Origin of the sequence: Atopomonas hussainii (assembly GCF_900109735.1) — a bacterium.
Taxonomy (GTDB): Bacteria; Pseudomonadota; Gammaproteobacteria; order Pseudomonadales; family Pseudomonadaceae; genus Atopomonas; species Atopomonas hussainii.
In genome coordinates, this window is record NZ_FOAS01000003.1 from 63,084 (window position 1) to 85,833 (window position 22,750).

General features: G+C 60.9%; 20 protein-coding genes. 17 read left to right on the forward strand and 3 right to left on the reverse strand.

The genetic code is table 11. The features are described 5' to 3' along the window. Positions 1 to 7: 7 nt before the first annotated feature. From BMX80_RS03380 to BMX80_RS03460, 17 genes are read left to right on the forward strand one after another with little or no spacing between them, the layout of a single operon-like run. A complete protein-coding gene (locus BMX80_RS03380) occupies positions 8 to 262 on the forward strand; it encodes an acyl carrier protein (protein WP_074865137.1) in 255 nt (84 codons plus the stop codon). Beyond that, positions 259 to 804, forward strand: a complete 546-nt coding sequence (locus BMX80_RS03385) for a COG4648 family protein (protein WP_074865140.1) — start codon at positions 259 to 261, stop codon at positions 802 to 804. Before BMX80_RS03380 ends, BMX80_RS03385 begins: the two co-directional genes overlap by 4 nt. Next, a complete protein-coding gene (locus tag BMX80_RS03390) occupies positions 801 to 2,495 on the forward strand; it encodes an AMP-binding protein (RefSeq protein ID WP_074865142.1) in 1,695 nt (564 codons plus the stop codon). Before BMX80_RS03385 ends, BMX80_RS03390 begins: the two co-directional genes overlap by 4 nt. Then, positions 2,488 to 3,231, forward strand: a complete 744-nt coding sequence (locus tag BMX80_RS03395) for a glycosyltransferase family 2 protein (RefSeq protein WP_074865146.1) — start codon at positions 2,488 to 2,490, stop codon at positions 3,229 to 3,231. The genes BMX80_RS03390 and BMX80_RS03395 overlap by 8 nt, the downstream gene beginning before the upstream one ends. Next, positions 3,228 to 4,160 carry an LpxL/LpxP family acyltransferase gene (locus tag BMX80_RS03400; protein WP_074865149.1) on the forward strand — a complete coding sequence of 311 codons (933 nt, stop codon included), beginning with the start codon at positions 3,228 to 3,230 and terminating at the stop codon, positions 4,158 to 4,160. The genes BMX80_RS03395 and BMX80_RS03400 overlap by 4 nt, the downstream gene beginning before the upstream one ends. Beyond that, entirely contained in the window at positions 4,141 to 5,691 is a 1,551-nt protein-coding gene (locus BMX80_RS03405) for an HAL/PAL/TAL family ammonia-lyase (RefSeq protein WP_074865152.1), read from the forward strand. Before BMX80_RS03400 ends, BMX80_RS03405 begins: the two co-directional genes overlap by 20 nt. Continuing rightward, the gene (locus BMX80_RS03410) at positions 5,681 to 6,118 is read left to right on the forward strand and encodes an acyl-CoA thioesterase (protein ID WP_074865154.1); all 438 of its coding nucleotides are present in this window, start codon (positions 5,681 to 5,683) and stop codon (positions 6,116 to 6,118) included. The genes BMX80_RS03405 and BMX80_RS03410 overlap by 11 nt, the downstream gene beginning before the upstream one ends. Continuing rightward, positions 6,118 to 6,705, forward strand: a complete 588-nt coding sequence (locus BMX80_RS03415) for an outer membrane lipoprotein carrier protein LolA (protein WP_074865561.1) — start codon at positions 6,118 to 6,120, stop codon at positions 6,703 to 6,705. Before BMX80_RS03410 ends, BMX80_RS03415 begins: the two co-directional genes overlap by 1 nt. Then, positions 6,695 to 9,007: an MMPL family transporter gene (locus tag BMX80_RS03420; protein WP_083394227.1), complete on the forward strand. Its 2,313-nt coding sequence runs from the start codon at positions 6,695 to 6,697 to the stop codon at positions 9,005 to 9,007. Before BMX80_RS03415 ends, BMX80_RS03420 begins: the two co-directional genes overlap by 11 nt. Further along, positions 8,994 to 10,220 carry an NAD(P)/FAD-dependent oxidoreductase gene (locus BMX80_RS03425; RefSeq protein WP_074865156.1) on the forward strand — a complete coding sequence of 409 codons (1,227 nt, stop codon included), beginning with the start codon at positions 8,994 to 8,996 and terminating at the stop codon, positions 10,218 to 10,220. Before BMX80_RS03420 ends, BMX80_RS03425 begins: the two co-directional genes overlap by 14 nt. Next, positions 10,205 to 10,723 (forward strand): hypothetical protein, encoded by a 519-nt coding sequence (locus tag BMX80_RS03430; RefSeq protein WP_074865159.1) that lies wholly within the window; start codon positions 10,205 to 10,207, stop codon positions 10,721 to 10,723. Before BMX80_RS03425 ends, BMX80_RS03430 begins: the two co-directional genes overlap by 16 nt. Then, positions 10,720 to 11,880, forward strand: coding sequence for a beta-ketoacyl-ACP synthase (locus tag BMX80_RS03435; RefSeq protein ID WP_074865162.1), 1,161 nt, complete (start codon positions 10,720 to 10,722; stop codon positions 11,878 to 11,880). The genes BMX80_RS03430 and BMX80_RS03435 overlap by 4 nt, the downstream gene beginning before the upstream one ends. Then, a complete protein-coding gene (locus tag BMX80_RS03440; RefSeq protein ID WP_074865165.1) occupies positions 11,877 to 12,350 on the forward strand; it encodes a hotdog family protein in 474 nt (157 codons plus the stop codon). The genes BMX80_RS03435 and BMX80_RS03440 overlap by 4 nt, the downstream gene beginning before the upstream one ends. After that, positions 12,343 to 13,071: a 3-oxoacyl-ACP reductase FabG gene (gene fabG / locus BMX80_RS03445; RefSeq protein WP_074865169.1), complete on the forward strand. Its 729-nt coding sequence runs from the start codon at positions 12,343 to 12,345 to the stop codon at positions 13,069 to 13,071. The genes BMX80_RS03440 and fabG overlap by 8 nt, the downstream gene beginning before the upstream one ends. Beyond that, positions 13,072 to 14,307, forward strand: coding sequence for a beta-ketoacyl-ACP synthase (locus tag BMX80_RS03450; RefSeq protein WP_074865172.1), 1,236 nt, complete (start codon positions 13,072 to 13,074; stop codon positions 14,305 to 14,307). 25 nt (positions 14,308 to 14,332) lie between these two features. Continuing rightward, positions 14,333 to 15,139 carry a hypothetical protein gene (locus BMX80_RS03455; RefSeq protein WP_074865174.1) on the forward strand — a complete coding sequence of 269 codons (807 nt, stop codon included), beginning with the start codon at positions 14,333 to 14,335 and terminating at the stop codon, positions 15,137 to 15,139. 4 nt (positions 15,140 to 15,143) lie between these two features. Further along, the gene (locus BMX80_RS03460; protein ID WP_074865177.1) at positions 15,144 to 15,470 is read left to right on the forward strand and encodes a c-type cytochrome; all 327 of its coding nucleotides are present in this window, start codon (positions 15,144 to 15,146) and stop codon (positions 15,468 to 15,470) included. A 65-nt stretch (positions 15,471 to 15,535) separates the two neighbouring features. Here the strand turns inward: BMX80_RS03460 and hemE are convergent, their stop codons facing one another. From hemE to gltB, 3 genes are all read right to left on the reverse strand, one after another. Beyond that, the gene (hemE, locus tag BMX80_RS03465; protein ID WP_074865180.1) at positions 15,536 to 16,600 is read right to left on the reverse strand and encodes a uroporphyrinogen decarboxylase; all 1,065 of its coding nucleotides are present in this window, start codon (positions 16,598 to 16,600) and stop codon (positions 15,536 to 15,538) included. Positions 16,601 to 16,713: 113 nt separating this feature from the next. Beyond that, positions 16,714 to 18,132 carry an FAD-dependent oxidoreductase gene (locus BMX80_RS03470; protein WP_071870889.1) on the reverse strand — a complete coding sequence of 473 codons (1,419 nt, stop codon included), beginning with the start codon at positions 18,130 to 18,132 and terminating at the stop codon, positions 16,714 to 16,716. A 98-nt stretch (positions 18,133 to 18,230) separates the two neighbouring features. Beyond that, a complete protein-coding gene (gene gltB, locus BMX80_RS03475; RefSeq protein ID WP_074865182.1) occupies positions 18,231 to 22,676 on the reverse strand; it encodes a glutamate synthase large subunit in 4,446 nt (1,481 codons plus the stop codon). Positions 22,677 to 22,750 lie beyond the last annotated feature (74 nt).

A 22,750-nucleotide genomic window follows, 5' to 3' on the forward strand; every position in this document is an offset into this window, starting at 1 on the left:
CCTCCCCATGCAAAGCCGAGAAGACGTATTCAATACCCTGCGCGAAGCGCTGATCGAACTGTTTGAACTAAGCCCGGAGAGCATCACCGGCGACGCTAACCTGTATGAAGATTTGGAAATCGACAGCATCGACGCCGTCGACCTGATCGACCACATCAAGCGCCAGACCGGCAAAAAGCTGGCCGCCGAAGACTTTAAGAGCGTGCGCACCGTCGACGACGTGGTCGATGCGGTGTTCCGCCTCGCCCAGCAAGACGCATGACACGCCTAGCCAGCACCGCTCTGGTGCTGGTGGGCTTGCTCTACCCGTTTGCCGTGTACTTTGGCCTAGAGCATGTTTCACCACGCTGGTTTGCCCTACTGCTGGCCGCCCTCTGGCTAATGCGGGCGCTGACGGCTACCCGCCAGCCGGGCACTTGGCAACTACCCGCACTGGCCTTGGTGTTTTGCGGCGTGTTGGCAATTAGCGCCGACGACCAGCTACTACGCCTCTACCCCGTGCTGATTAACGCCGGCCTCGCCGCCTTGTTCGCCCACAGTTTGTATCACGGCATGCCGGTCATTGAGCGCTTAGCGCGTCTGCAAGAGCCGGACTTACCACCGAGCGGCGTGCGTTATACCCGGCAAGTGACCAAAGTCTGGCTGGCGTTTTTTCTCGCCAACGGCAGCGTTGCACTGCTGCTCAGCCTGTGGGCGCCGCTAAGTTGGTGGACGCTGTACAACGGCCTGATTGCCTACCTGCTAATGGGCTGTCTGTTTATTGTGGAATGGCTGGTGCGCCAGCGCGTTAAGGCCCAAGCATGAGCTGGATTAATCTACACGAGCTATTGCTCGCACCGACACACGACCGTCTGCTGTGCCAGCAACCCGAACTGAGCCTAAGCCAGTGGCAAGCGCGCACCTTGCGCTTGGCCGCCAGCCTAGCCGAGTGCAACAGCCAGCGGATTGCCCTGCACTGTTTAGACGCCCTTAACCTAGCCAGCGGTCTATTTGCCGCGTGGCGCGTGGGTGCTGAGGTTTACCTGCTTAGCGATGTGCAACCTGCCAGCCTTGCCAACCTAGAAGGCCGTGCCGATCTCTGCTTGGGCGACCATCAGCAAGCGCCGCTTACCGACATCGAACAACTGATTGCCAACGCTCACGAGCCCTTAGCCGGCCAAGCCCTAGCCGCCGAGCAAGCCTGCCTGTGGGTGTGCACCTCTGGCTCCAGCGGCCAGCCAAAACAAATCCGCAAGACCCTCGCCCAACTGGCGGCCGAGGTGCAGGTGCTCGAGCAGCTCTGGGGCGCGCAGTTGGGCAGCGCGCAAATCCTAGGTAGCGTCGCCACGCAGCATCTGTACGGCTTGTTATTCCGCCTGTTGTGGCCCATGGCCGCTGGGCGTTGCTTACACCCCTTACAACTGGGTTATCCCGAAGATGTGCTCGCACAGGTGCAGCGCCAACCGCGCAGCGCGTGGGTGGCGAGCCCGGCCTTGCTCAAACGCCTTCCTGAGCACCTGCCTTGGTCGGCCCAGCGCGAGCGCCTGTGCAGCGTGTTTTCTTCCGGTGGACCACTGCCCGCCAGCGCCAGCGCGCAAGTGGCCGACTGGCTAGGTCACGCGCCGCTGGAAATCTATGGCAGCTCAGAAACCGGCGGCATTGCCTGGCGCCAAGGCGGCGAGTATTGGCAAGCCCTGCCGGGCGTTGCGCTCAGCGCCGATGAAAGCGGCGCGCTACAGGTGCGTTCGGCGTTTTTACCGGCCGGGCACTGTGAGGTGATGGCCGATCAGGTCGCCTTCGCGCCGCAAGGCATGCGTCTGCTGCAACGCCTCGACCGCATCGTTAAATTGGAAGAAAAGCGCATCGCCCTGCCCGCACTAGAACAGCGTTTAGAGCAACATCCGTGGGTCGCCGAATGTCGTCTCGGGCTGATTGAAGCGGGCCGCGCGCATCTAGGCGCGCTCGTGGTGCTTAACACTGCCGGGCGTCACGCCTTACGTAATGGTGGTCGCCGCGCACTGACCGACGCCCTACGCAAACACCTCCATGGCCACTGCGAAAACCTCGCCTTGCCGCGCCGCTGGCGCTTGCTCGAGCAGTTGCCGGTCAACGCCCAAGGCAAATTAGGCCAAGCGCAGATCAACGCCTTGCTCTTGGCTGAGCGTCCACGCCACGCCGAGGTGCTTAATCAACACAGCAGTGCTGATGGCCTGCATTTACAGCTGCGCATCCCGTTGGATCTGGCCCACTTTAGCGGCCACTTCCCCGCCACCCCGGTGGTACCGGGCGTGCTGCTGATCGACTGGGCCATCGACTTCGGTCGTCAGTACCTGCAGCTAGCTGGGCGTTTTAGCGGCATGGAAGTGATCAAGTTCCAACGCCTACTGCGCCCCGGCGACGAGCCGGTGATGACCCTGCGTTTTGATGCCGCCAAAGGCAAACTGCACTTCGCCGTGCGCTGCGCCGACGAGCCCTGCGCCAGCGGCCGCATTCGCTGGGAGAGCACAGATGTTTAAGCCCTGTGCGGTAATCCCCGTGTATAACCACGAAGGCCCACTGCCCGGCGTGGTGGCTGCCCTGCGTGCCGCTGGCTTGCCTTGCGTGCTGGTCGACGATGCCTCCAGCGCCAGCTGCCAAGCGGTGATGCAACGTTTAGCGGCAGAGCCTGCGGTGTATCTGGTCAGTCTGCCGCATAACCTCGGCAAAGGCGGCGCGGTGATGGCTGGTTTACGTGCGGCGGACGCGCAAGGCTTTACTCATGCCTTACAGGTCGATGCCGACGGCCAGCATTGCCTGGATGACGTGCAGCGTTTTCTGTCTGCCGGCGCGGCAGCCCCTGAACAGCTAATTTGCGGCTACCCGGAATACGACGCCAGCATCCCTAAGGGGCGTTTGTACGGTCGTTATCTGACCCATGTGTGGGTATGGATTAACACCCTCTCGCTGAGCATTCGCGATTCTATGTGCGGCTTTCGCCTCTACCCTTTAACGCCCGTACTGGCCGTGCTCGACAGCGCCAAACTGGGCCTGCGCATGGATTTCGATCCGGAAATTCTCGTGCGCCTGCATTGGCGCGGGCAGCCCATGCAGTGGCTGGCCACCCGAGTGACCTACCCCGAAGACGGCCTCTCACACTTTCGCTTATGGCAAGACAACTGGCTGATATCGCGCATGCACGCGCGGCTGTTCTTCGGCATGTTGTGCCGCGCCCCAGCCTTGCTGTACCGCCGCTTGAGGGCAGATCGCCGATGAGCCAGAACACCTGGGCGCAAGAAAAAGAGCGCGGTTCATTGCTGCTGATGCGCTTCACCGCGTGGTGTGCGCGGCATTTAGGTCGGCGCCTGATTAGCCCGCTGCTGCACGTGATCGTGCTGTACTTTTTTATTTTTGGCCGCCGTGCGCGCCAGAGCATTTACACCTACCAAAGCCAACTGGCGAAGTTCGCCCCCGAGCAACAACCAGCGGCCAGCTACTGGCGAGTGTTCCAGCAATTCATGTGCTTTGCCGAAGCGTTGCTCGACAAGCTGGACGCCTGGCAAGGCAAGATTCAGCGCCAGCAACTGCTGTTTAACGACCCCGAGTTGATTCCGCGCTTGCAGCGCCAAGGCCAAGGCGTGCTGCTGATGGGCTCGCACTTAGGCAATTTAGAGGTCTGCCGCGCCATGGCGCAGCTCACCGACCGCGTGCCGCTCAATGTGCTGGTGCACACCAAGCACGCCGTGCAGTTCAACCAGCTGCTCGGCGATAGCGGCGCCAGCCACCTTAACCTGCTGCAAGTCACCGAAGTCGGCCCCGACACCATGATGATGCTCAACGAGCGCCTAGCACGCGGCGAATGGGTAGTGATTGTCGGCGACCGCATCCCCGTGCACGGCGGCCGCACCGTAGAGGTGGACTTCCTCGGCGCCAAAGCCCCGCTACCGCAAGGCCCGTACCTACTCGCCGGCTTGCTGCAATGCCCGGTGTATTTGCTGTTTTGCCTGCGCCAGGGCAAGCAATTTCGTATCGACCTCGAACACTTTAGCGATGGCATTCGCTGGAAGCGCAGCACCCGCGAGGCGGTGATTGCCGAGCAGGCGCAGCGCTACGCCGACCGCTTGGCCGAGCAGTGCCTACGCGCACCGCTGCAATGGTTCAATTTTTATCCCTTCTGGAGTTCCCATGCCCCCCGCCAAGACTGAACCCGGCCTGACGTTTGGCACCGCCGCGTTACGCATTGAAGACATTGTTGCGTTGGCCCGCCGCAGCACGCGCAGCCAGCTCGACAACGCAGCGGATTTTGTTGAGAACATCCGTGCTGGGGCGCGTTTTCTGGAAAACCTGCTGGCCCGCGAAGGGGTGATCTACGGCGTCACCACCGGCTATGGCGACTCCTGTGTGGTGGCGATTCCACCGGCGGTGGTCGATGAACTGCCGCGCCATTTGTACACCTTCCACGGCTGTGGCTTAGGCCAACTGCTCGACGATGAAGCCACCCGTGCTGTGCTGGCCGTGCGCTTACAGTCGCTGTGTCAGGGTGTGTCGGGCGTGCGCTATGAGCTGCTGGAGCAACTGCACGCGCTGCTAGAGCACGATGTGCTGCCGCTGATTCCCGAAGAAGGCTCGGTCGGCGCCAGTGGCGATCTCACCCCGCTGAGCTACGTCGCCGCAGCGCTGGCTGGCGAACGCGACGTGCGCCACCAGGGCGAGCGCCTAAGCGCTGCCGACGCCCTGCGCGCCTGCGGCCGCGCGCCCTTGCCGCTCAAGCCCAAAGAAGGCTTAGCGCTGATGAACGGCACGGCGGTGATGACGGCACTGGCCTGTCTGGCCTTCGACCGCGCCAACTATCTGCTACAGCTGGCCACGCGCATCACCGCGATGAACGTGGTCGCCTTGCAAGGCAACCCCCAGCACTTTGACGAGCGCCTGTTTGCCGCCAAACCACACCCTGGGCAAACCCAAGTCGCTGCGTGGCTACGTGCGGATCTGGCGATTGAAGGCCCGCAAGCGCCGCTGCATCGCCTGCAAGATCGCTACTCGCTGCGCTGTGCGCCGCATGTGCTGGGCGTACTGGCCGACAGCCTGCCGTTCCTGCGCCAACTGATCGAAACCGAACTGAATAGCGCCAACGACAACCCGCTGATCGACCCACACGCCGAGCGCGTACTGCATGGCGGGCACTTCTACGGCGGGCACATCGCCTTTGCTATGGACAGCCTGAAAAACCTGATCGCCAACGTCGCCGATTTGCTCGACCGGCAACTGGCCCTGCTGGTCGACACCCGCTACAACCATGGCCTGCCGAGCAACTTATCCGGCGCGCCGCACGAGCGCGCCATGCTCAACCACGGCTTTAAAGCCGTGCAGATCGGCGCCAGCGCTTGGACTGCCGAAGCGCTTAAACACACCATGCCGGCCAGCGTGTTCTCCCGCTCGACCGAGTGCCACAACCAAGACAAGGTCAGCATGGGCACCATCGCCGCGCGCGATGCGTTGCGCGTACTGAGCCTCACCGAGCAAGTCGCCGTGGCCACGCTGTTGGCGGCGCGCCAAGGCCTGTGGCTGCGCGAACAAGCCGGCGAGCTAGGCGAGCTACCCGCGCCCTTGGCCGAAACCTACGCCAGCCTGAATCACGATTACCCGCCCGTCATCGAAGACCGCGCCCTAGAAGCCGAGCTGCGCCAGCTGCTCAGCCAACTGCGCGCCCAGCACTGGAGGCTCTATGCGCGGTAAAGGTGTGCTGCAAGCCAGCTTCGAGCTGGAAGTGCCGTTTTTTGATGTCGATATGATGACCGTGGTCTGGCACGGCCACTACATCAAATACCTCGAACAAGCGCGCTGCTTGCTGCTCGACCGCATCGGCCATGGCTACACGCAGATGTTCGAATCAGGCTACGCCTGGCCGGTGATCGACCTGCAAGTGCGCTACGTAAAACCGGCGCGTTTCGGCCAGCAACTGCGCGTCACCGCCGACCTGATCGAGTGGGAAAATCGCCTGAAGATTCACTACCTCGTCTGTGATGCCGCCAGTGGCGAGAGGCTCACCCGCGCCAGCACCATCCAAGTGGCTGTCGAGGTGCACAGTATGGAAATGCAGCTGGCTTCACCGCGCGTATTTACCGACGCCGTTGAACGCACTTTGGCAGCCAAGCCCGCATGATGCGCGCAGTCTGTTTCGCGCTCGCCCTACTCGCCAGTCACGCCTGGGGGTTTGACTTGGCTGCGCTGGAGCAGCAGCTCGCACACCACCAGCGTATTCACGGCCAGTTCAGCCAAAGCCGGTTTATTCCCGGCTTAGCCGCGCCGCTGCAAAGCCACGGCCGTTTTGTGATGGATCGCCAGCAGGGTTTGCTCTGGCAGTTAGCGCAGCCTTGGCAACTTAACCTGCGCTTAACCGCGCAAGGCCTCGCGCAGCAACAAGACGGTCAATGGCTGAGCCTTAACGCACAACATGCCAGCAGCCACACCTCGCGTTTGTTCTTGGCGTTGCTGCGCGGTGATCGCGCCGAGCTCGACAAGCTGTTCGACAGCCAACTCAGCGGCAGCAGTGCGCAATGGCAGCTGACCTTGCAGCCCAAGAGCCTGCTGCTGAAGCAAATTTTTACCCGTATCGAGGTGCGCGGCGGCGCGCTGCTTGAGCAGATCGACCTGCACGACACCAGCGGCGAGCACACCCGCCTCACCTTTAGCGCGCAGCACACCGACCAGCCACTCAGCCCGCAGGAAGCGCTCGATCTTGCGCCCTGACAGCCTCGCCCGCAACGCCAGCTGGTTCGGTTTAGCGCTGTTGCTGCTACTGCCGCTGTTACTGCTCGGCAGTGGCGCACGCCAAGCGCAAGTCAGTGCCGACTTATTGCAACTGTTGCCCACGCTGGCGCAAGACCCGCTCAGCCAGCGCGCCCAAGCGCGCATGCAAGCAGCAGTGAATGGCCAACTGTGGTTGCTGATCGGTCATCCAGATGCCGCGCGCTTAGCGCCAGCCGCCGCCCAGCTCAGCGCCGATTGGCAAGACAGTGGTTTATTTCGTGAGGTGCGCTGGCAGTTTCAGGGTGACCTTGCGCAGCTGCGTGAAACACTGCGCCAGCAGCGTCTGGCGCGGCTACCGGCGCATGAGGTTCAGGCACTGCTCGATAAGCCCAGCCAATGGCTCGACGAACGCAGCGCACGCTTGTTTAGCCCGCTGCGTGACGACCTACTGCCATTACCTGAAGACTGGTTTGGCCTAGCCAATTTCAGCCTGCGCGCGCCGCTGGCTGATTTTAATCTGCAACTTGCCGATGGCAGCCTGCAACGCCACGCCGAGGGGCAACACTGGTTGCTGCTGCAAGCGCGCAGCCATAGCGATGCATGGCAGCTAGACAGCCCCACGCAGATTGCCGCCTTACTGCAAGACAGCCAACAACAGCTGGCCGCCCAAGGCGTGACCTTGTTGGCCAGCGGCGGCGTGCTGCATGCCGCCGCTGCACAACAACAGGCGCAGCGCGAAATCAATCTGGTCGGCGGCGGCGGTCTGTTCGGCATCGTGCTACTGCTCGCCGTGAGCTTTCGCAGCGTGCGCGCCCTCAGCGCTTTGTTGCCGGTCTGTTTGGGCATGGCCGCGGGCACGCTGGTGACCCTGTGCTGGTTTGACAGCGTGCATGTGCTCACCCTAGTGCTCGGCTGCAGCTTGCTGGGCGTGGCCATCGACTATCCGCTGCACCTGTTGGCCAAGCGCTGGCAAGCCGAACGCTGGCCCGCTGAGCGCGCCCTCAGTTATCTGTTACCGAGCCTGACCCTAGGCCTTGTCACCAGTCTGGCTGGCTACCTACTGCTGGGTTCAACGCCCATGCCGGCGCTGCAGCAAGTCGCGGTGTTTTCCGCCAGCGGCTTGCTCGCCGCCTACTGCAGCGTGATCGCCTTGCTGCCGCGCCTACTGCGCAACTGGCCAGCACAGCCCGCGCCCGGCTGGCTGGCCCGCCCGGTGCAGGCTTGGCTACACAGCCGCTACCTAGCCCCGTTAGCCGCGATCGTGAGTGTGCTGCTCTTATTGGCCGGCGCCCCGCAGCTGGGTTTTGGCGAAGGCTTGCGCAGCTGGGTAAGTACCCCGCCCGCACTGCAACAGCAGGAGCAACGCTTTGCCCAGCTGTCCGGCCAGCAACCCACCAGTCAGCACTTTATTGTTAGCGGCGCCAACCTCAGCGAGCTGTTGCAGCGCGAGCAGGCGCTGCTGGCTAAGCTGCAGCCGTTGATTGATCAAGGCAGGCTTAACAGCGCCCTAGCGCTAAGCCAGCAGTTCACCCCACCGTCAACCCAACAGGCGCTGCAGCAGCAGTTCCGCCAGCTGGCTGACAGCTCGCTGGCACTACCGCGCTGGCAAGCCGCTGGTGTTTCGCCAAACACACTTAAAGCAGCGCTGCAGTCGCTAGCGGCGCTGCCCTTGGTGAGTATTGAGGACTGGTTAGCCAGCCAAACCGGCCAACCCTTTGCTGTGCTGTGGCTAGGCGAGCACGATGGCCAGCTGCATAGCGTGGTGAGCCTCAATGGCCTGCGCGATACCGAGGCTATGGCCACGTTAAGTGATCTGCCCGGGGTGCGCTGGGCCGACCCGCTCGCGCAAGTACAGCAACAACTGAACAACACGCGGCAACACGCCGCTTGGCTGATTGCCTTGGCCAGTGCCTGCATGGGGTTGCTGCTGGTGCTGCGCTGTGGGCTGCGCGCGGGGCTGCGTATTTTAAGTGTGCCTGTGCTGGCCAGCGCGGCCAGTCTGGGCTTGCTGGGTTTACTGGGCGAGCCGCTGACCCTATTCAGCCTGTTTGCCCTGTGGTTAGTGCTGGCGATCGGCGTGGATTACGCCATTTTTATCCAGCAGCAATTTAGCCTCAGCACCGCCTGCGGCTTGTGGCTGCAGGCAGCGACAACTCTGCTGTCGTTTGGCCTACTGGCGCTCAGCCAAACCCCAGTAATTCATAATTTTGGCCTCACCCTTAGCCTTGGCCTGGCTGCCACTCTTGCGCTGACGCCACTGGCCAGCGCGTCCATGTTGCGGAGTCATCATGCAAACACGTGAAGTCGTCGTTATCGGTGCTGGGCCCTCCGGCGCGATTGCCAGCGCCTTGCTCAAGCGCCAAGGTCACGATGTGCTGGTGCTGGAGCGCCAGCATTTCCCCCGCTTTAGTATCGGCGAGAGTTTGCTCACCCACTGCCTCGACTTTGTTGAAGAGGCCGGCATGTTGCCGGCAGTAGAAGCGGCCGGCTTTCAGTTTAAAAACGGCGCGGCATTCAGCTGGGGCGAGCGCTACACCGACTTCGACTTTGGCGACAAATTTGGCCACGGCCGCGATAGCACCTTTCAGGTACAGCGTGCCAGCTTCGACAAACTGCTGGCCGATCAAGCCGCGCTGCAAGGGGTCGCGATTCGCTACGGCGAAAGCGTCATCGCCGCCGACTTTAGCGGTGCGCAAGCCGCGCTGCGCGTACAGCGTGAAGACGGCAGCGAATACGAGGTGAGCGCCCAGTTTGTCCTCGACGGCAGCGGCTATGGCCGCGTCTTGCCACGCCTGCTCGATCTCGACACGCCCTCGGCCTTCCCCAACCGCTGCGCGGTATTCACCCATATCGAAGACCGTATCGACGACCCCGACTTCGACCGCAACAAGATCCTCATCACCATCCACCCAGAACATCGCGGCGTGTGGTACTGGCTGATCCCGTTCAGTAACGGCCGCTGTTCGCTCGGCGTAGTGGCCGAAGAAAGCTTCTACCGCGACCAGCCCGCCGAACTGCAAGCCTGCCTGCAAAAGCTGGCCAGCGAACCGCCGATGCTGGCCCGCCTGCTGAAGAACGCCGTGTGGGACACCCCAGTGAACCGCCAAGCCGGTTACTCCGCCAACGTCAAAGCACTGCACGGGCGCAATTTCGCCTTGCTGGGTAATGCCGCAGAATTTCTCGATCCGGTGTTCTCCTCCGGCGTCACCATCGCCATGCACTCCGCCAGCTTGGCCGCGGGTCTTGTGCATCGTCAGCTGGGCGGCGAGCAGATCGACTGGGACAGCGCCTTTAGCACCCCACTGATGCGCGGCGTGAACACCTTCCGCGCCTATGTCGAGGGCTGGTACGACGGCAGCTTCCAAAACGTGATCTTCCAGAGCGAGCGCAACAATGAGATCAAGAAAATGATCTGCGCGATTCTGGCTGGCTACGCCTGGAATGCCGACAACCCCTTTGTCGCCGAAGCCAAGCGCCGTCTGCGCGTGGTCAGTGAGCTATGCGCGCTGGCCTGATTAGCCTTGCGCTGGCCCTGCTCAGCGGCTGCGCCAATGTCGCCACGCTTAACCCCAGCGTGACACTGGCCAGCCCGCAGCAATGGCTGCTTGAACACCGCCCCGCGCAAGGCGCGCTGCAAGCGTGGCTGTTGGTGGTGCAAAACCAAGCACAGGGTAGTCTGTGGGCGCTCTACGACCCGCTAGGCGTACCGCGCGAGCGTCTGCTTTGGCAGTCTGGCCAATGGCAACGCCAAGGCTTTCTGCCACCCTTTACCCTCACCGACAGTCGTGAGCTGTTTGCTGCGCTGCAATTTGCCCTCACCCCTACCGAGCAGGTGGTTAAAGCGTTCCCCACCGCGCGCAGCACAGCACAGCAGCGCTGCCTACCCACACCGCGTACGACGGAGTGTCGTTGGCAGGTCAGCTACCCAGAGGGCACACTAGCGCCCGCCCAGTTAACGCTCAGCAATGGCCTGCAATTAACTCTGCAACCCATCACCCGCACGGAGGCCCAGCCATGAACACCTACCTGAATGCGCTAGGCCTGATCTCGCCGCTGGGTAACGACCTTGCTAGCACGGCGCAGGCACTGTTCAGTGGCCGCAGTGGCTTGCAAAAGCAAGCGGGCTGGATCCCTGAGCAATCAATCCCGGTCGGCGCGGTTAACACCCCGCTCGCGGCATTGCCCGACGCGCTGCACGCCTACGAGAACCGCTGTAATCGCCTGCTGTATGCCGCCTTAGCGCCCTTAGCCGCCGAGCTCGACCAAGCGCTAACCCGCTATGGCCGCGCACGTGTGGGGTTGGTCATCGGCACTAGCACGGCGGGTATTTTGGAAGGCGGCCAAGCGGTGCGCGAAGGCCACGCCGCAGCGCACTATGGCCGCCAAGAACTGACCTCGGCCACCCGCTGGCTGGAGCAGTATTTAGGCTTGCAAGGGCCGGTGATTTTGATTTCCACCGCCTGCACCTCAGGCGCGCGGGCGCTGCTCACCGCCAAGCGTCTGCTGCACAGTGATCTGTGCGATGTCGTGCTGTGCGGCGGCGCCGACTCGTTATGCCACCTCACGCTGAACGGTTTTAATGCCTTGGAAGCGATTGCCGCCGAGCCCTGTCAGCCGCTATCGGCTAACCGCCAAGGCATCAATATCGGCGAGGCAGCAGCGCTGTTTTTGCTTAGCAAAGAACCCAGCCCGATTCGCTTATTAGGCGCCGCCGCCAGCAGCGACGCGCACCATATGTCTGCCCCCGACCCCAGCGGCCAAGGGGCGCTGCGCGCCATGCAAGGCGCGCTCAAGGATGCGCAACTGAGCGCGAGCGACATCGGCTATCTCAACTTGCACGGCACCGCGACGGTGCATAACGACGCCATGGAAAGCCTCGCCGCGCACCAGCTGTTTGCCGAGCACGTGCCCTGCTCATCCACCAAACCGCTGACCGGCCACACCTTAGGTGCTGCCGGTGCGTTGGAAGCGGCTTTCTGCTGGCTCACCTTGCACCCCGACTACAACCCCGAGCGGCGCCTGCCGCTGCACTGCTGGGATGGCCAAGCCGATCCCAAACTACCCCGCTTAGCCTTAGCTGACAGCAACGCACGCCTGGCCAAGCCCTACGCCATGAGCAACTCCTTTGCCTTTGGCGGCAACAATGCCTGCGTCATTTTAGGAGCCAGCACATGAGCCTCTGGCCAATCCACGAGCTAGTGCCGCATGCCGGCGATATGATTCTGCTCGATCACGTGCTCGAATACGGCGCGGAGCACTTGCAGGCCCAAGTCACCATTAACCGGCAGGGTTTGTTTAACCAAGCTGACGACAGCCTGCCCGCGTGGGTGGGCATTGAAATCATGGCGCAAGGCATCGCCGCCTATGCCGGCTGCCATGCGCGCGCCGCCGGGCAAGCGCCAGAGCTGGGTTTTTTACTCGGCACCCGGCAATTTCACACCAGCCACGACCGCTTACCGGCCGGTACAGTGCTGCAGTTACAGGTAGAGCGCACCTTGCAAGATGACAGCGGCATGGCCGTTTTTGAATGCCGCTTAAGCAGCGACGACATTCAACTGCAGGCGCGCTTAAACGTGTATCGGCCGAACAACATCGCCGATTACCTCAACGAACCCGCCCCCGGAGCCCGCAATCGCAATGACTGACCGCATCCTCGTGACTGGCTCAAGCCGTGGCATTGGCCGTGCCATCGCCCTGCGCTTGGCGCTAGCTGGCTTCGATATCGTGCTGCACTGCCGCAGCCGCCGTGACGAAGCCGAACAGGTGGCAGAGCAGATCATCGCCCTGGGCCGCCAAGTGCAGATTCTGCAATTCGATGTCAGCGACCGCGCACAGAGCCGCGCCGCCCTGGAGGCCGACATCGAAGCCCACGGCGCCTACTACGGTGTGGTGTGCAATGCCGGGCTGACCCGTGATGGCGCCTTCCCGGCGCTGAGCGAAGAAGATTGGGACCAAGTGCTACGCACCAATCTCGATGGCTTTTACAATGTGCTGCATCCGCTGATCATGCCGATGATCCGCCGCCGCGCGGCCGGCCGTATCGTCTGCATCACTTCGGTATCGGGGCTGATCGGCAACCGTGGGCAAGTCAATTACAGTGCGTCCAAAGCCGGGGTGATCGGCGCCGCTAAAGCGCTGGCCATTGAACTGGGTAAACGTAAGATCACCGTGAATTGCGTTGCGCCGGGGCTGATTGAAACCGACATGCTGGACGAGCACGTGCCCATCGACGAGATTCTAAAAATGATTCCCGCCGCGCGCATGGGCAGCCCGGAAGAAGTCGCCGCGGCGGTTAATTTTTTAATGTCTGCCGAAGCAGGTTACATCACACGCCAAGTGCTGGCGGTTAATGGTGGTTTGTGTTGAATGAGTAGTTTCAAACGCGTCGTCGTCACCGGCATGGCCGGCATCACCTCACTGGGCAGCGACTGGCCAAGCATCGCCAGCGCGTTTCGCGCCGGGCGCAGCGGCATTCGCTACATGAGCGAATGGGACCGCTATGCCGACCTCAACACCCGCCTAGGCGGCCCGGTGGATGACTTTCAAGCCCCCAGCCATTGGACACGCAAGCAAATGCGCAGTATGGGCCGCGTATCACGCTTGTCGGTGCGCGCCGCCGAGCTGGCGCTAGCCCAAGCAGGCCTGAGCGATGACGCCAGCATTCGTGATGGGCGCATGGGCGTTGCCTGCGGCTCATCCACCGGCAGCACCGACGAAGTCAAAGCCTTCGGCAACATGCTGCTCAATGGCAGCGCCGACGGCCTGAATGCCAACTCCTATGTGCGCATGATGCCGCACACCACAGCCGCCAATATCAGCATCTTCTTTGGCCTGAAGGGGCGTTTGATTCCTACCTCTAGCGCTTGCACTAGCGGCAGCCAAGGGATTGGTTTCGCTTACGAGGCAATCAAGTTTGGCCGCCTGCCGATGATGCTCGCCGGCGGCGCGGAAGAACTGTGCCCCACCGAGGCCATGGTGTTCGACGCGCTGTATGCCACCAGCCTGAAAAACGACACCCCCCAGCTGAGCCCGCGCCCTTACGACAGTGGCCGTGACGGCCTGGTGATCGGCGAAGCTGCCGGCATGCTGGTGCTCGAAGAGCTCGAACACGCCAAGGCTCGCGGCGCGACCATTTATGCCGAAATCGTCGGCTTTGGCTGCAATGCCGACGGCCAACACACCACCCGCCCCGAACAAGCCACCATGCGCGGCGCGATGGAGCTGGCGTTGGCCGATGCCAACCTGCCGCCCAGCGCAATTGGCTACGTAAACGGCCACGGCACCGCCACCGAGCAAGGCGACATTGCGGAAACCCAAGCTACCAGCAGCCTGTTCGGCACGCAGATGCCGCTTAGCTCGCAAAAGAGCTACCTCGGTCATACCTTAGGCGCCTGCGGCGCGCTGGAGTCTTGGTTCAGCATCGAAATGCTCAACAGCGACCGCTACCTACCCACGCTCAACTTGGTCGATATTGACCCGCGCTGCGGCGAACTGGATTACCTGCGCGGCGAAGACCGCGTGATCAGCAACGAATACGTGATGAACAACAATTTTGCCTTCGGCGGCGTCAACACTTCGTTGATTTTCCGCCGTTGGGCTTAACTCAGCACCGAAAGGAGATCAGGGAATGACACGCAGTAAAACTCGTATAACAGGACTCTTGTTAATACTTTTAGCTCTGGGCGGCTGTACCAGCGCTAAAATCCATAACGCCTCAGAGTCTTTCTCACGTGACTTAAACATTGATGAGCAACAAGTACAGCGCGCCATTATTACTGCCATTAACGATCGGCAATGGCAAGTGCAGTCAGTCAAGCCAAATTTAATCCAAGCCGAACTTACCGTGCGCAACCGGCACCACGCCGAAGTAGACATCCCCTATAGCAACACTGGATTCAGCATCAACTATCGAAGCAGCTGGGGCTTAAATCAGTCTGGGGAAAAGATTCACCGCAGCTACAACAAGTGGGTCAACAACCTTAGAAACAACATTCTAAAGGAGCTTGATTTAAGCGCCGGCCATGCTTACGCTGATAACTTAGGAATCGTCAAGCAAGGCGCCGAAACCCCGGAGTACTTCAGTATCCAAGAGGCCATCACACGAGCAACCGACGCAGGCCAACTAGATGGCTCGGTCAGGTTTTTCATGGAAGGCGAGCAACTTCCAGCTAGCCTTCATCTTCGTGATAGCGTGACAGCTCACCGTAAAACAAACTCTTCTAATAAAACCTCAGAAGAAGCCTGTTTGTGGGCTGCACAAACAGCTCTAATCGCGTTGCAAAATAAAGCCAAGTCTCTCGGTGCAAATGCCGTCACTGGAATAGTCAGCTACTATGCACGAGATGTTTATAAGAGCAAAGATAAGTTCCAATGTCACTCTGGCTTAGTAGTCGCCAGCGTTGCGTTACGCGGCACTATTACCAACATCGAATAGAACAATGAAAAACAAACATATCTACTTTGCGCTGTTCATTGCCATGACTCTCGGCACAGCCGCCAACGCTGAGACGCCTCTTGGCAAAGAGCTGTATAGCGAGCACTGCAGCAAATGTCACGGTGACAACGGCAAAGCGCGCACCCTGCGTGGCTGGCTGTTCTTCGCGCAGAACCTGAGTAAAGCCAGTTGGCAAAGCCGCGAGTCCGACGACGAACTGGCCGCAGCCATTCGCCGCGGCCCCGGTGCGATGCCGGCCTACGAGGGCACACTCACGGATGCTGAGATAGACCAGCTGGTGGCGCATATTCGCACCCTCAAGCAGCCCTAAGCGTGCTGCACCAACAACAAGGGCCGCAACTGCGGCCCTTGTTGTTTCTAAGCAGGTGGTGCTGCTTAGTGATACTGCGCCGACAGCTCGTGCACGGCCTCGAAGAAAGCTTTGGCGTGCTCGGGGTTAACCTCGGGGGTGATGCCGTGGCCGAGGTTGAACACGTGGCCGCTGCCGGTGCCGTAGGCGGCCAAAATGCGCCCGACTTCGGCGCGAATCGCCGCTGGGCTGGCGTACAGCACGCTGGGGTCCATGTTGCCTTGCAGGGCGACTTTGTGACCCACGCGCTGACGGGCGCTGGCGATGTCGCAGGTCCAGTCGAGGCCCAAGGCTTCGGCGCCGCTGTCGGCCATAGATTCCAGCCATAAGCCGCCGCCTTTGGTGAACAGAATCACCGGCACCTGACGGCCTTCGTGCTCGCGGATCAGGCCGTTAACAATCTTCTGCATATAGGCCAGTGAGAACTCTTGGTACGCAGCGGCTGACAGCGAGCCGCCCCATGAGTCAAAAATCTGCACCGCTTGCGCGCCGGCCTTGATCTGCCCGTTTAAGTAAGCGGTGACCGACTGCGCGAGCTTATCCAGCAACTGGTGCATGGCTTGCGGGTTGCTGTAGAGCATGGCCTTGGACTTGCGGAAGTCTTTGCTCGAGCCGCCTTCCACCATGTAGGTCGCCAGCGTCCACGGGCTGCCGGAGAAGCCGATCAGCGGCACGCGGCCGTTCAGCTCGCGGCGGATGGTGCGCACGGCATCCATCACATAGCCCAAGTCTTTTTCCGCATCGGGGATCGGCAGCGCGTCGATGGCTTCTGGGGTATCGACCACCTTTTTAAAACGCGGGCCTTCGCCGGTTTCGAAGTACAGGCCTAAGCCCATCGCATCCGGCACAGTGAGGATGTCTGAGAACAGAATTGCCGCGTCGATTTGCGGGTAACGCTCCAGCGGCTGCAAAGTAACTTCGCAAGCCAGCTCGGCGTTTTTGCACAGGCTCATAAAGTCGCCGGCTTTGGCGCGGGTAGCGCGGTATTCCGGCAGGTAGCGGCCCGCTTGGCGCATCATCCATACCGGCGTGACGTCCACGGGTTGCTTGAGCAGCGCACGCAGGAAACGGTCGTTTTTCAGTTCAGACATACATCACCCCAAATTCAGTTGCGCGCATTGTCGCAAAGGCAAAAACAAAAGGCACGGTGAGTGCCGTGCCTTTTGCTAAGCGGTTGATCTAGCGCAAGCGCCAATCAGCTCGATTACACGCCGAGGTAGTCAAGGATACCTTCAGCGGCTTCGCGACCTTCGTGGATCGCGGTGACTACTAAGTCCGAACCGCGCACCATATCGCCACCGGCGAAGATCTTCGGGTTGCTGGTCTGGAACTTGTACTGTGCGGCGCTCGGGGCAATCACGCGACCACTGCTGTCGGTCTTGATGTTTTGCGCCTCGAACCAGCTGGCCGGGCTCGGACGGAAGCCGAAGGCCACCAGCACGGCATCCGCCGGAATGACTTGCTCAGAGCCGGGAATTGGCTCAGGGCTACGACGGCCACGCGCATCGGGCTCACCCAAGCGGGTTTCCACCACTTTCACGCCTTCCACCTTGCCTTCGCCGACGATAGCGATGGGCTGGCGATTGAAGAGGAATTGCACACCCTCTTCGCGGGCGTTTTTCACTTCTTTGCGCGAGCCGGGCATGTTTTCTTCGTCACGACGGTAGGCACAGGTGACCTTAGTCGCGCCCTGACGAATCGAGGTACGGTTACAGTCCATCGCGGTGTCACCACCGCCAAGCACCACAACTTGCTTACCTTTCATGTCGATAAAGTCGTCGGCCGACTTCTCGAAACCCAGGTTGCGGTTGACGTTGGCGATGAGGAAGTCCAACGCGTCATACACGCCCGGCAGGTCTTCACCGGGGAAGCCGCCTTTCATGTAGGTGTAAGTGCCCATGCCCATGAACACCGCGTCGTAATCGCGCAACAGATCGTCGATCTGCACGTCTGTACCGATTTCGGTGTTCAGGCGGAACTCGATACCCATGCCGGTGAACACTTCACGGCGGCGGCTCATAACGGTTTTTTCCAGCTTGAATTCGGGGATACCGAAGGTCAGCAAGCCACCGATCTCGGGGTTCTTATCGAACACCACCGGGGTGACGCCGTTACGCACCAGAATGTCGGCACAGCCAAGGCCTGCCGGGCCGGCGCCGATAATCGCGACTTTCTTGCCGGTCGGTTTGACGTTGGACATGTCCGGACGCCAGCCCATGGCAAAGGCGGTATCGGTAATGTACTTCTCCACCGAGCCAATGGTTACCGCGCCGAAACCGTCGTTCAGCGTACAGGCGCCTTCACACAGGCGGTCTTGCGGGCATACGCGGCCACACACTTCCGGCAGGGTGTTGGTCTGATGCGACAGCTCGGCCGCTTTCAGAATGTTGCCTTCGCTGACCAGCTTCAGCCAGTTAGGAATGTAGTTGTGTACCGGGCACTTCCACTCGCAGTACGGGTTACCGCAACCCAAGCAACGGTGCGCTTGCTCGCACGCCTGTGCCGGCTTGAAGGTGTCGTAGATTTCCACGAACTCCTTCTTGCGCTGACGCAGCAGCTTCTTCTTCGGGTCTTTACGCCCCACTTCGATGAACTGGAAGTCGTTATTCAGACGTTCAGCCATATCAAAACCTCTTTATTGCAGCGGCACGCTTAGCGGCACACCGCAAGACTTTCACGGTAGCCGGCAAGCCTGCGAACAGGCTTGCCGTGCGGGGCTTGTTATTGCGGGTTAGCGCGGGTCGAAGACAGCAACGACGCCAAGTTGGCCGCTTTCGGTTTGACCAGCCAGAACTTACGGATGTAGTCATCCAAGTTCTCCAGCAGGTTGGTGCCCCAAGCACTGCCAGTTTCGGTCACGTACTCGGCAATCACTTCTTGCAGATGGCTGCGGTAGGCTTCCATCGCTTCGCTGCTGATGCGGGTGATTTCCACCAACTCGTGGTTCACGCGGTCAACGAAGCTATTGTCTTCGTCGAGCACATACGCGAAGCCACCGGTCATACCCGCACCGAAGTTGTAGCCGGTACGGCCCAGCACGCAGATCATGCCGCCGGTCATGTATTCGCAGCAGTGGTCGCCAGCGCCTTCGATAACCGCATGCGCACCCGAGTTACGCACCGCGAAACGCTCACCGGCAGTACCGGCAGCGAACAAGGTGCCACCGGTGGCACCGTACAAGCAGGTATTACCGATAATGGCGCTTTCTTGGCTGGCAAACGGGCTGCCTTTGGGCGGTGCAATCACCAGCTTACCGCCAGTCATGCCTTTGCCCACGTAGTCGTTGGCATCGCCTTCGAGGTACAAGTTCAGGCCGCCGGCGTTCCACACGCCGAAGCTCTGCCCGGCGGTGCCGTTAAAGCGGAAGGTAATCGGCGCATCGACCATGCCTTGGTTGCCGTGGGCCTTGGCGATTTCGCCCGACACCCGCGCACCAATCGAACGGTCGCAGTTACACACATCCAGCTCATAGGTGCCGCCCGCCTTGTTGGCGATGGCATCTTTGGCCAGTTCAACCATGCGCTCAGCCAGCTCGCCCTTGTCGAACGGCGCGTTGCGCTCGCTCAGGCAGAACTGCGGCTTATCGGCCGGAATCAGGTCGTTAGCCAGCAGCGGCGACAGGTCGAGGTTGTTCTGCTTGCCAGTGCTGCCCGGCAGCACTTCCAACAGATCAGTCCGGCCGATCAGCTCTTCCAAGCTGCGCACGCCAAGCTTGGCCAGCCACTCGCGGGTTTCCATCGCCACGTAGGTGAAGAAGTTCATCACCATTTCTACGGTGCCGATGTAGTGGTCGCGACGCAGACGCTCGTTCTGGGTAGCCACACCGGTAGCGCAGTTGTTCAGGTGACAAATACGCAGGTACTTACAGCCCAGTGCGATCATCGGCGCGGTGCCGAAGCCGAAGCTTTCTGCGCCCAAGATAGCCGCTTTGACCACGTCGAGGCCGGTCTTCAGGCCGCCGTCAGTCTGTACCCGCACCTTGCCACGCAGGTCGTTGGCACGTAGCGCTTGGTGCGCTTCAGACAGACCCAGCTCCCACGGGCTACCGGCGTACTTGATGGAGGTCAGCGGCGAAGCGCCGGTACCACCGTCGTAACCGGAGATGGTGATCAGGTCGGCATAGGCCTTGGCCACACCAGCGGCGATGGTGCCCACGCCCGCTTCAGCTACCAGCTTGACCGACACTTGTGCGGCAGGGTTGACCTGCTTGAGGTCGAAAATCAGCTGCGCCAAGTCTTCGATCGAGTAAATGTCGTGGTGCGGCGGCGGGGAAATCAGCGTCACCCCCGGCACTGCGTAACGCAGGCGAGCAATCAGCGGATTCACCTTACCACCGGGCAGCTGGCCGCCTTCGCCGGGCTTAGCGCCCTGCGCGACTTTAATCTGGATCACTTCGGCGTTGACCAGATATTCCGGCGTCACACCAAAGCGGCCCGAGGCCACCTGCTTAATTTTTGAGGTTTTCATGGTGCCGTAACGCACCGGATCTTCGCCACCCTCACCGGAGTTAGAGCGCGCGCCCAAGCGGTTCATCGCCTCGGCGATGGCTTCGTGCGCCTCGGGCGACAAGGCGCCCAGTGAAATACCGGCCGAGTCAAAGCGCTTGAAGATGGCTTCCAGCGGCTCGATGTCGTCCAGCGACAGCGGTGCGTCAGCCAACTTGACCTTAAACATGTCACGCAGCGACGACACCGGACGGCTGTTCACCAGCTCGGCGTACTCTTGATACTTCTCGTAGGAGTCCTGCTGTACCGCCGCTTGCAGGGTGTTCACCACATCCGGGTTGTAGGCATGGTATTCGCCACCGTGGACGAACTTCAGCAGGCCACCCTGTTGGATCGGCTTACGCGCTGCCCAAGCTTCGCCAGCCAGCAGCTTTTGCTCGGCTTCTAAGTCTTCGAAGCGGGCGCCCTGAATACGGCTGGCCACACCACGGAAGCACAACTCGGTGACATCTTTCGACAGACCCACGGCTTCAAACAGCTGCGCACCACGGTAAGACGCCACAGTGGAGATACCCATCTTCGACAGGATCTTCATCAGGCCCTTAGCGATGCCTTTGCGGTAATACTTGAAGATTTCATGGCTATCGCCCAGCACTTCGCCGCTGCGTACCAAGTCTTCCAGCACTTCGTAAGCCAAGTACGGGTACACCGCCGAGGCACCGAAGCCCAGCAGCACGGCATAGTGGTGCGGGTCGCGCGCCGTGGCGGTTTCTACCAAGATGTTGCAGTCGCAACGCAGGCCTTTTTCCACCAAACGGTGGTGCACCGCACCGGTAGCCAAGGCGGCATGCACCGGCAGCTTGCCCGGAGCGATATTGCGATCCGACAGCACCAGCAGCACTTTACCAGCACGCACGGCTTCTTCGGCTTGATCGGCGATATTTTCAATCGCGGCTTTCAGGCCCAGCGCTTCGTCGTAGTTGAGGTCGATACGCTGATGGCTGAAGGCTTCATCCTGCAGTTCGAGGATCGACGCCCACTTGGCCGGAGAAATAACCGGCGAGGTGAGAATCGCGCGCTTCGCGTGATCAACGGTTTCATCGAAGATGTTGCGCTCGGCACCCAAACAGGTTTCCAGCGACATCACGATGGATTCGCGCAGCGGGTCGATCGGCGGGTTGGTCACCTGGGCGAACTGCTGGCGGAAGTAGTCGTACACCGAGCGCACACGCTGACTGAGCACCGCCATTGGCGTGTCGTCGCCCATCGAGCCCACGGCCTCTTGGCCTTGCTCGGCCATCGGGCGCAGTACTTGGTCACGCTCTTCGAAGGTGACCTGGAACATCTTCATGTACTGCTTGAGCTGCTCTTGGTCGTAGCTGGCGCTGCCGTGATCTTCGTCCAAGTTGGCACGAATACGCAGCGCGCTCTGACGCAGCCACTGCTTATACGGATGGCGCGACTTCAAGCGGTCATCGATATCTTTGGTGTGCAGCACTTGGCCGGTCTGGGTATCCACCGCCAGAATCTGCCCTGGGCCCACGCGGCCTTTGGCCAGTACGTCTTCGGGCTGGTAACTCCACACGCCGATTTCCGAGGCCAAGGTGATGTAACCGTTCTTGGTGGTCACCCAACGCGCCGGACGCAAGCCGTTACGGTCAAGCAAGCACGCCGCGTAGCGACCGTCGGTCAGTACCACACCGGCAGGGCCATCCCACGGCTCCATGTGCATGGAGTTGTATTCGTAGAAGGCGCGCAGCTCGGCGTCCATGGTGTCGACGTTCTGCCAAGCCGGCGGAATGATCATGCGTACGCCACGGAACAGGTCGATGCCACCGGTAACCATCAGCTCGAGCATGTTGTCCATGCTTGAGGAGTCAGAGCCCACGCGGTTAACCAGCGGGCCGAGCTCTTCCAGATCCGGAATCATCTCATTGGCAAACTTAGTGCGACGCGCCTGCGCCCAGTTACGGTTGCCAGTGATGGTGTTGATTTCACCGTTGTGCGCCAAGAAGCGGAACGGCTGAGCCAGCGGCCACTTGGGCAAGGTGTTGGTCGAGAAGCGCTGGTGGAACACGCAGATAGCGGTTTTCAGGCGCTCGTCGCTTAAGTCCGGATAAAACGCGGCGAGGTCCGCCGGCATCATCAGGCCCTTATAAATGATGGTCTTGTGCGAGAAGCTACAAATGTAGTGATCGCTGTCTTCGGCGTTAGCCACCGAAGAACGACGGCGCGCGCTAAACAGCTTGACCGCGAATTGCTGGTCGTCCAGCCCTTCACCGCCAATAAACACTTGTTCAATTTGCGGCAGACGTGCCAAGGCCAGCTCACCGAGCACGCTGGTGTCGATCGGCACTTGGCGCCAGCCGATCAGCTTAAGGCCAGCGGCCTCGATCTCGCGATTCATGTTGGCACGCGCGGCTTCTGCTTTGGCGGCGTCTTGGTTAAAGAACACCATGCCTACGGCGTACTGCGCCGGCAGATCACATGCAAAGGCTTCCTTAGCCGTCGCGCGGAGGAATTCGTCCGGCTTCTGGATCAACAGACCGCAACCGTCACCCGTCTTGCCGTCAGCGTTGATGCCGCCACGGTGGGTCATGCAGGTCAGCGCTTCAATGGCTGTCTGCAACAGGTGGTGACTGGGCTGGCCCTGCATATGGGCGATCAGACCAAATCCGCAGTTATCCTTGAACTCACCAGGATGATACAAACCTGCTTTCATAGACCCTCACCTGGAAAACCTTTAAAAATCAAATACTTGCCACAAAATTTTGGGCGCAAAAAGCCCTACACAAG

Coding starts and splice junctions, on each gene's coding strand:
- BMX80_RS03380 (WP_074865137.1), top strand. CDS start 8: ATGCAAAGCCGAGAAGACGTATTCAATACCCTGCGCGAAGCGCTGATC.
- BMX80_RS03450 (WP_074865172.1), top strand. CDS start 13,072: ATGAGTAGTTTCAAACGCGTCGTCGTCACCGGCATGGCCGGCATCACC.
- BMX80_RS03460 (WP_074865177.1), top strand. CDS start 15,144: ATGAAAAACAAACATATCTACTTTGCGCTGTTCATTGCCATGACTCTC.
- BMX80_RS03390 (WP_074865142.1), top strand. CDS start 801: ATGAGCTGGATTAATCTACACGAGCTATTGCTCGCACCGACACACGAC.
- BMX80_RS03415 (WP_074865561.1), top strand. CDS start 6,118: ATGCGCGCAGTCTGTTTCGCGCTCGCCCTACTCGCCAGTCACGCCTGG.
- gltB (WP_074865182.1), bottom strand. CDS start 22,676: ATGAAAGCAGGTTTGTATCATCCTGGTGAGTTCAAGGATAACTGCGGA.
- BMX80_RS03405 (WP_074865152.1), top strand. CDS start 4,141: ATGCCCCCCGCCAAGACTGAACCCGGCCTGACGTTTGGCACCGCCGCG.
- BMX80_RS03440 (WP_074865165.1), top strand. CDS start 11,877: ATGAGCCTCTGGCCAATCCACGAGCTAGTGCCGCATGCCGGCGATATG.
- fabG (WP_074865169.1), top strand. CDS start 12,343: ATGACTGACCGCATCCTCGTGACTGGCTCAAGCCGTGGCATTGGCCGT.
- BMX80_RS03395 (WP_074865146.1), top strand. CDS start 2,488: ATGTTTAAGCCCTGTGCGGTAATCCCCGTGTATAACCACGAAGGCCCA.
- BMX80_RS03435 (WP_074865162.1), top strand. CDS start 10,720: ATGAACACCTACCTGAATGCGCTAGGCCTGATCTCGCCGCTGGGTAAC.
- BMX80_RS03455 (WP_074865174.1), top strand. CDS start 14,333: ATGACACGCAGTAAAACTCGTATAACAGGACTCTTGTTAATACTTTTA.
- BMX80_RS03470 (WP_071870889.1), bottom strand. CDS start 18,132: ATGGCTGAACGTCTGAATAACGACTTCCAGTTCATCGAAGTGGGGCGT.
- BMX80_RS03385 (WP_074865140.1), top strand. CDS start 259: ATGACACGCCTAGCCAGCACCGCTCTGGTGCTGGTGGGCTTGCTCTAC.
- BMX80_RS03430 (WP_074865159.1), top strand. CDS start 10,205: ATGCGCGCTGGCCTGATTAGCCTTGCGCTGGCCCTGCTCAGCGGCTGC.
- hemE (WP_074865180.1), bottom strand. CDS start 16,600: ATGTCTGAACTGAAAAACGACCGTTTCCTGCGTGCGCTGCTCAAGCAA.
- BMX80_RS03400 (WP_074865149.1), top strand. CDS start 3,228: ATGAGCCAGAACACCTGGGCGCAAGAAAAAGAGCGCGGTTCATTGCTG.
- BMX80_RS03425 (WP_074865156.1), top strand. CDS start 8,994: ATGCAAACACGTGAAGTCGTCGTTATCGGTGCTGGGCCCTCCGGCGCG.
- BMX80_RS03410 (WP_074865154.1), top strand. CDS start 5,681: ATGCGCGGTAAAGGTGTGCTGCAAGCCAGCTTCGAGCTGGAAGTGCCG.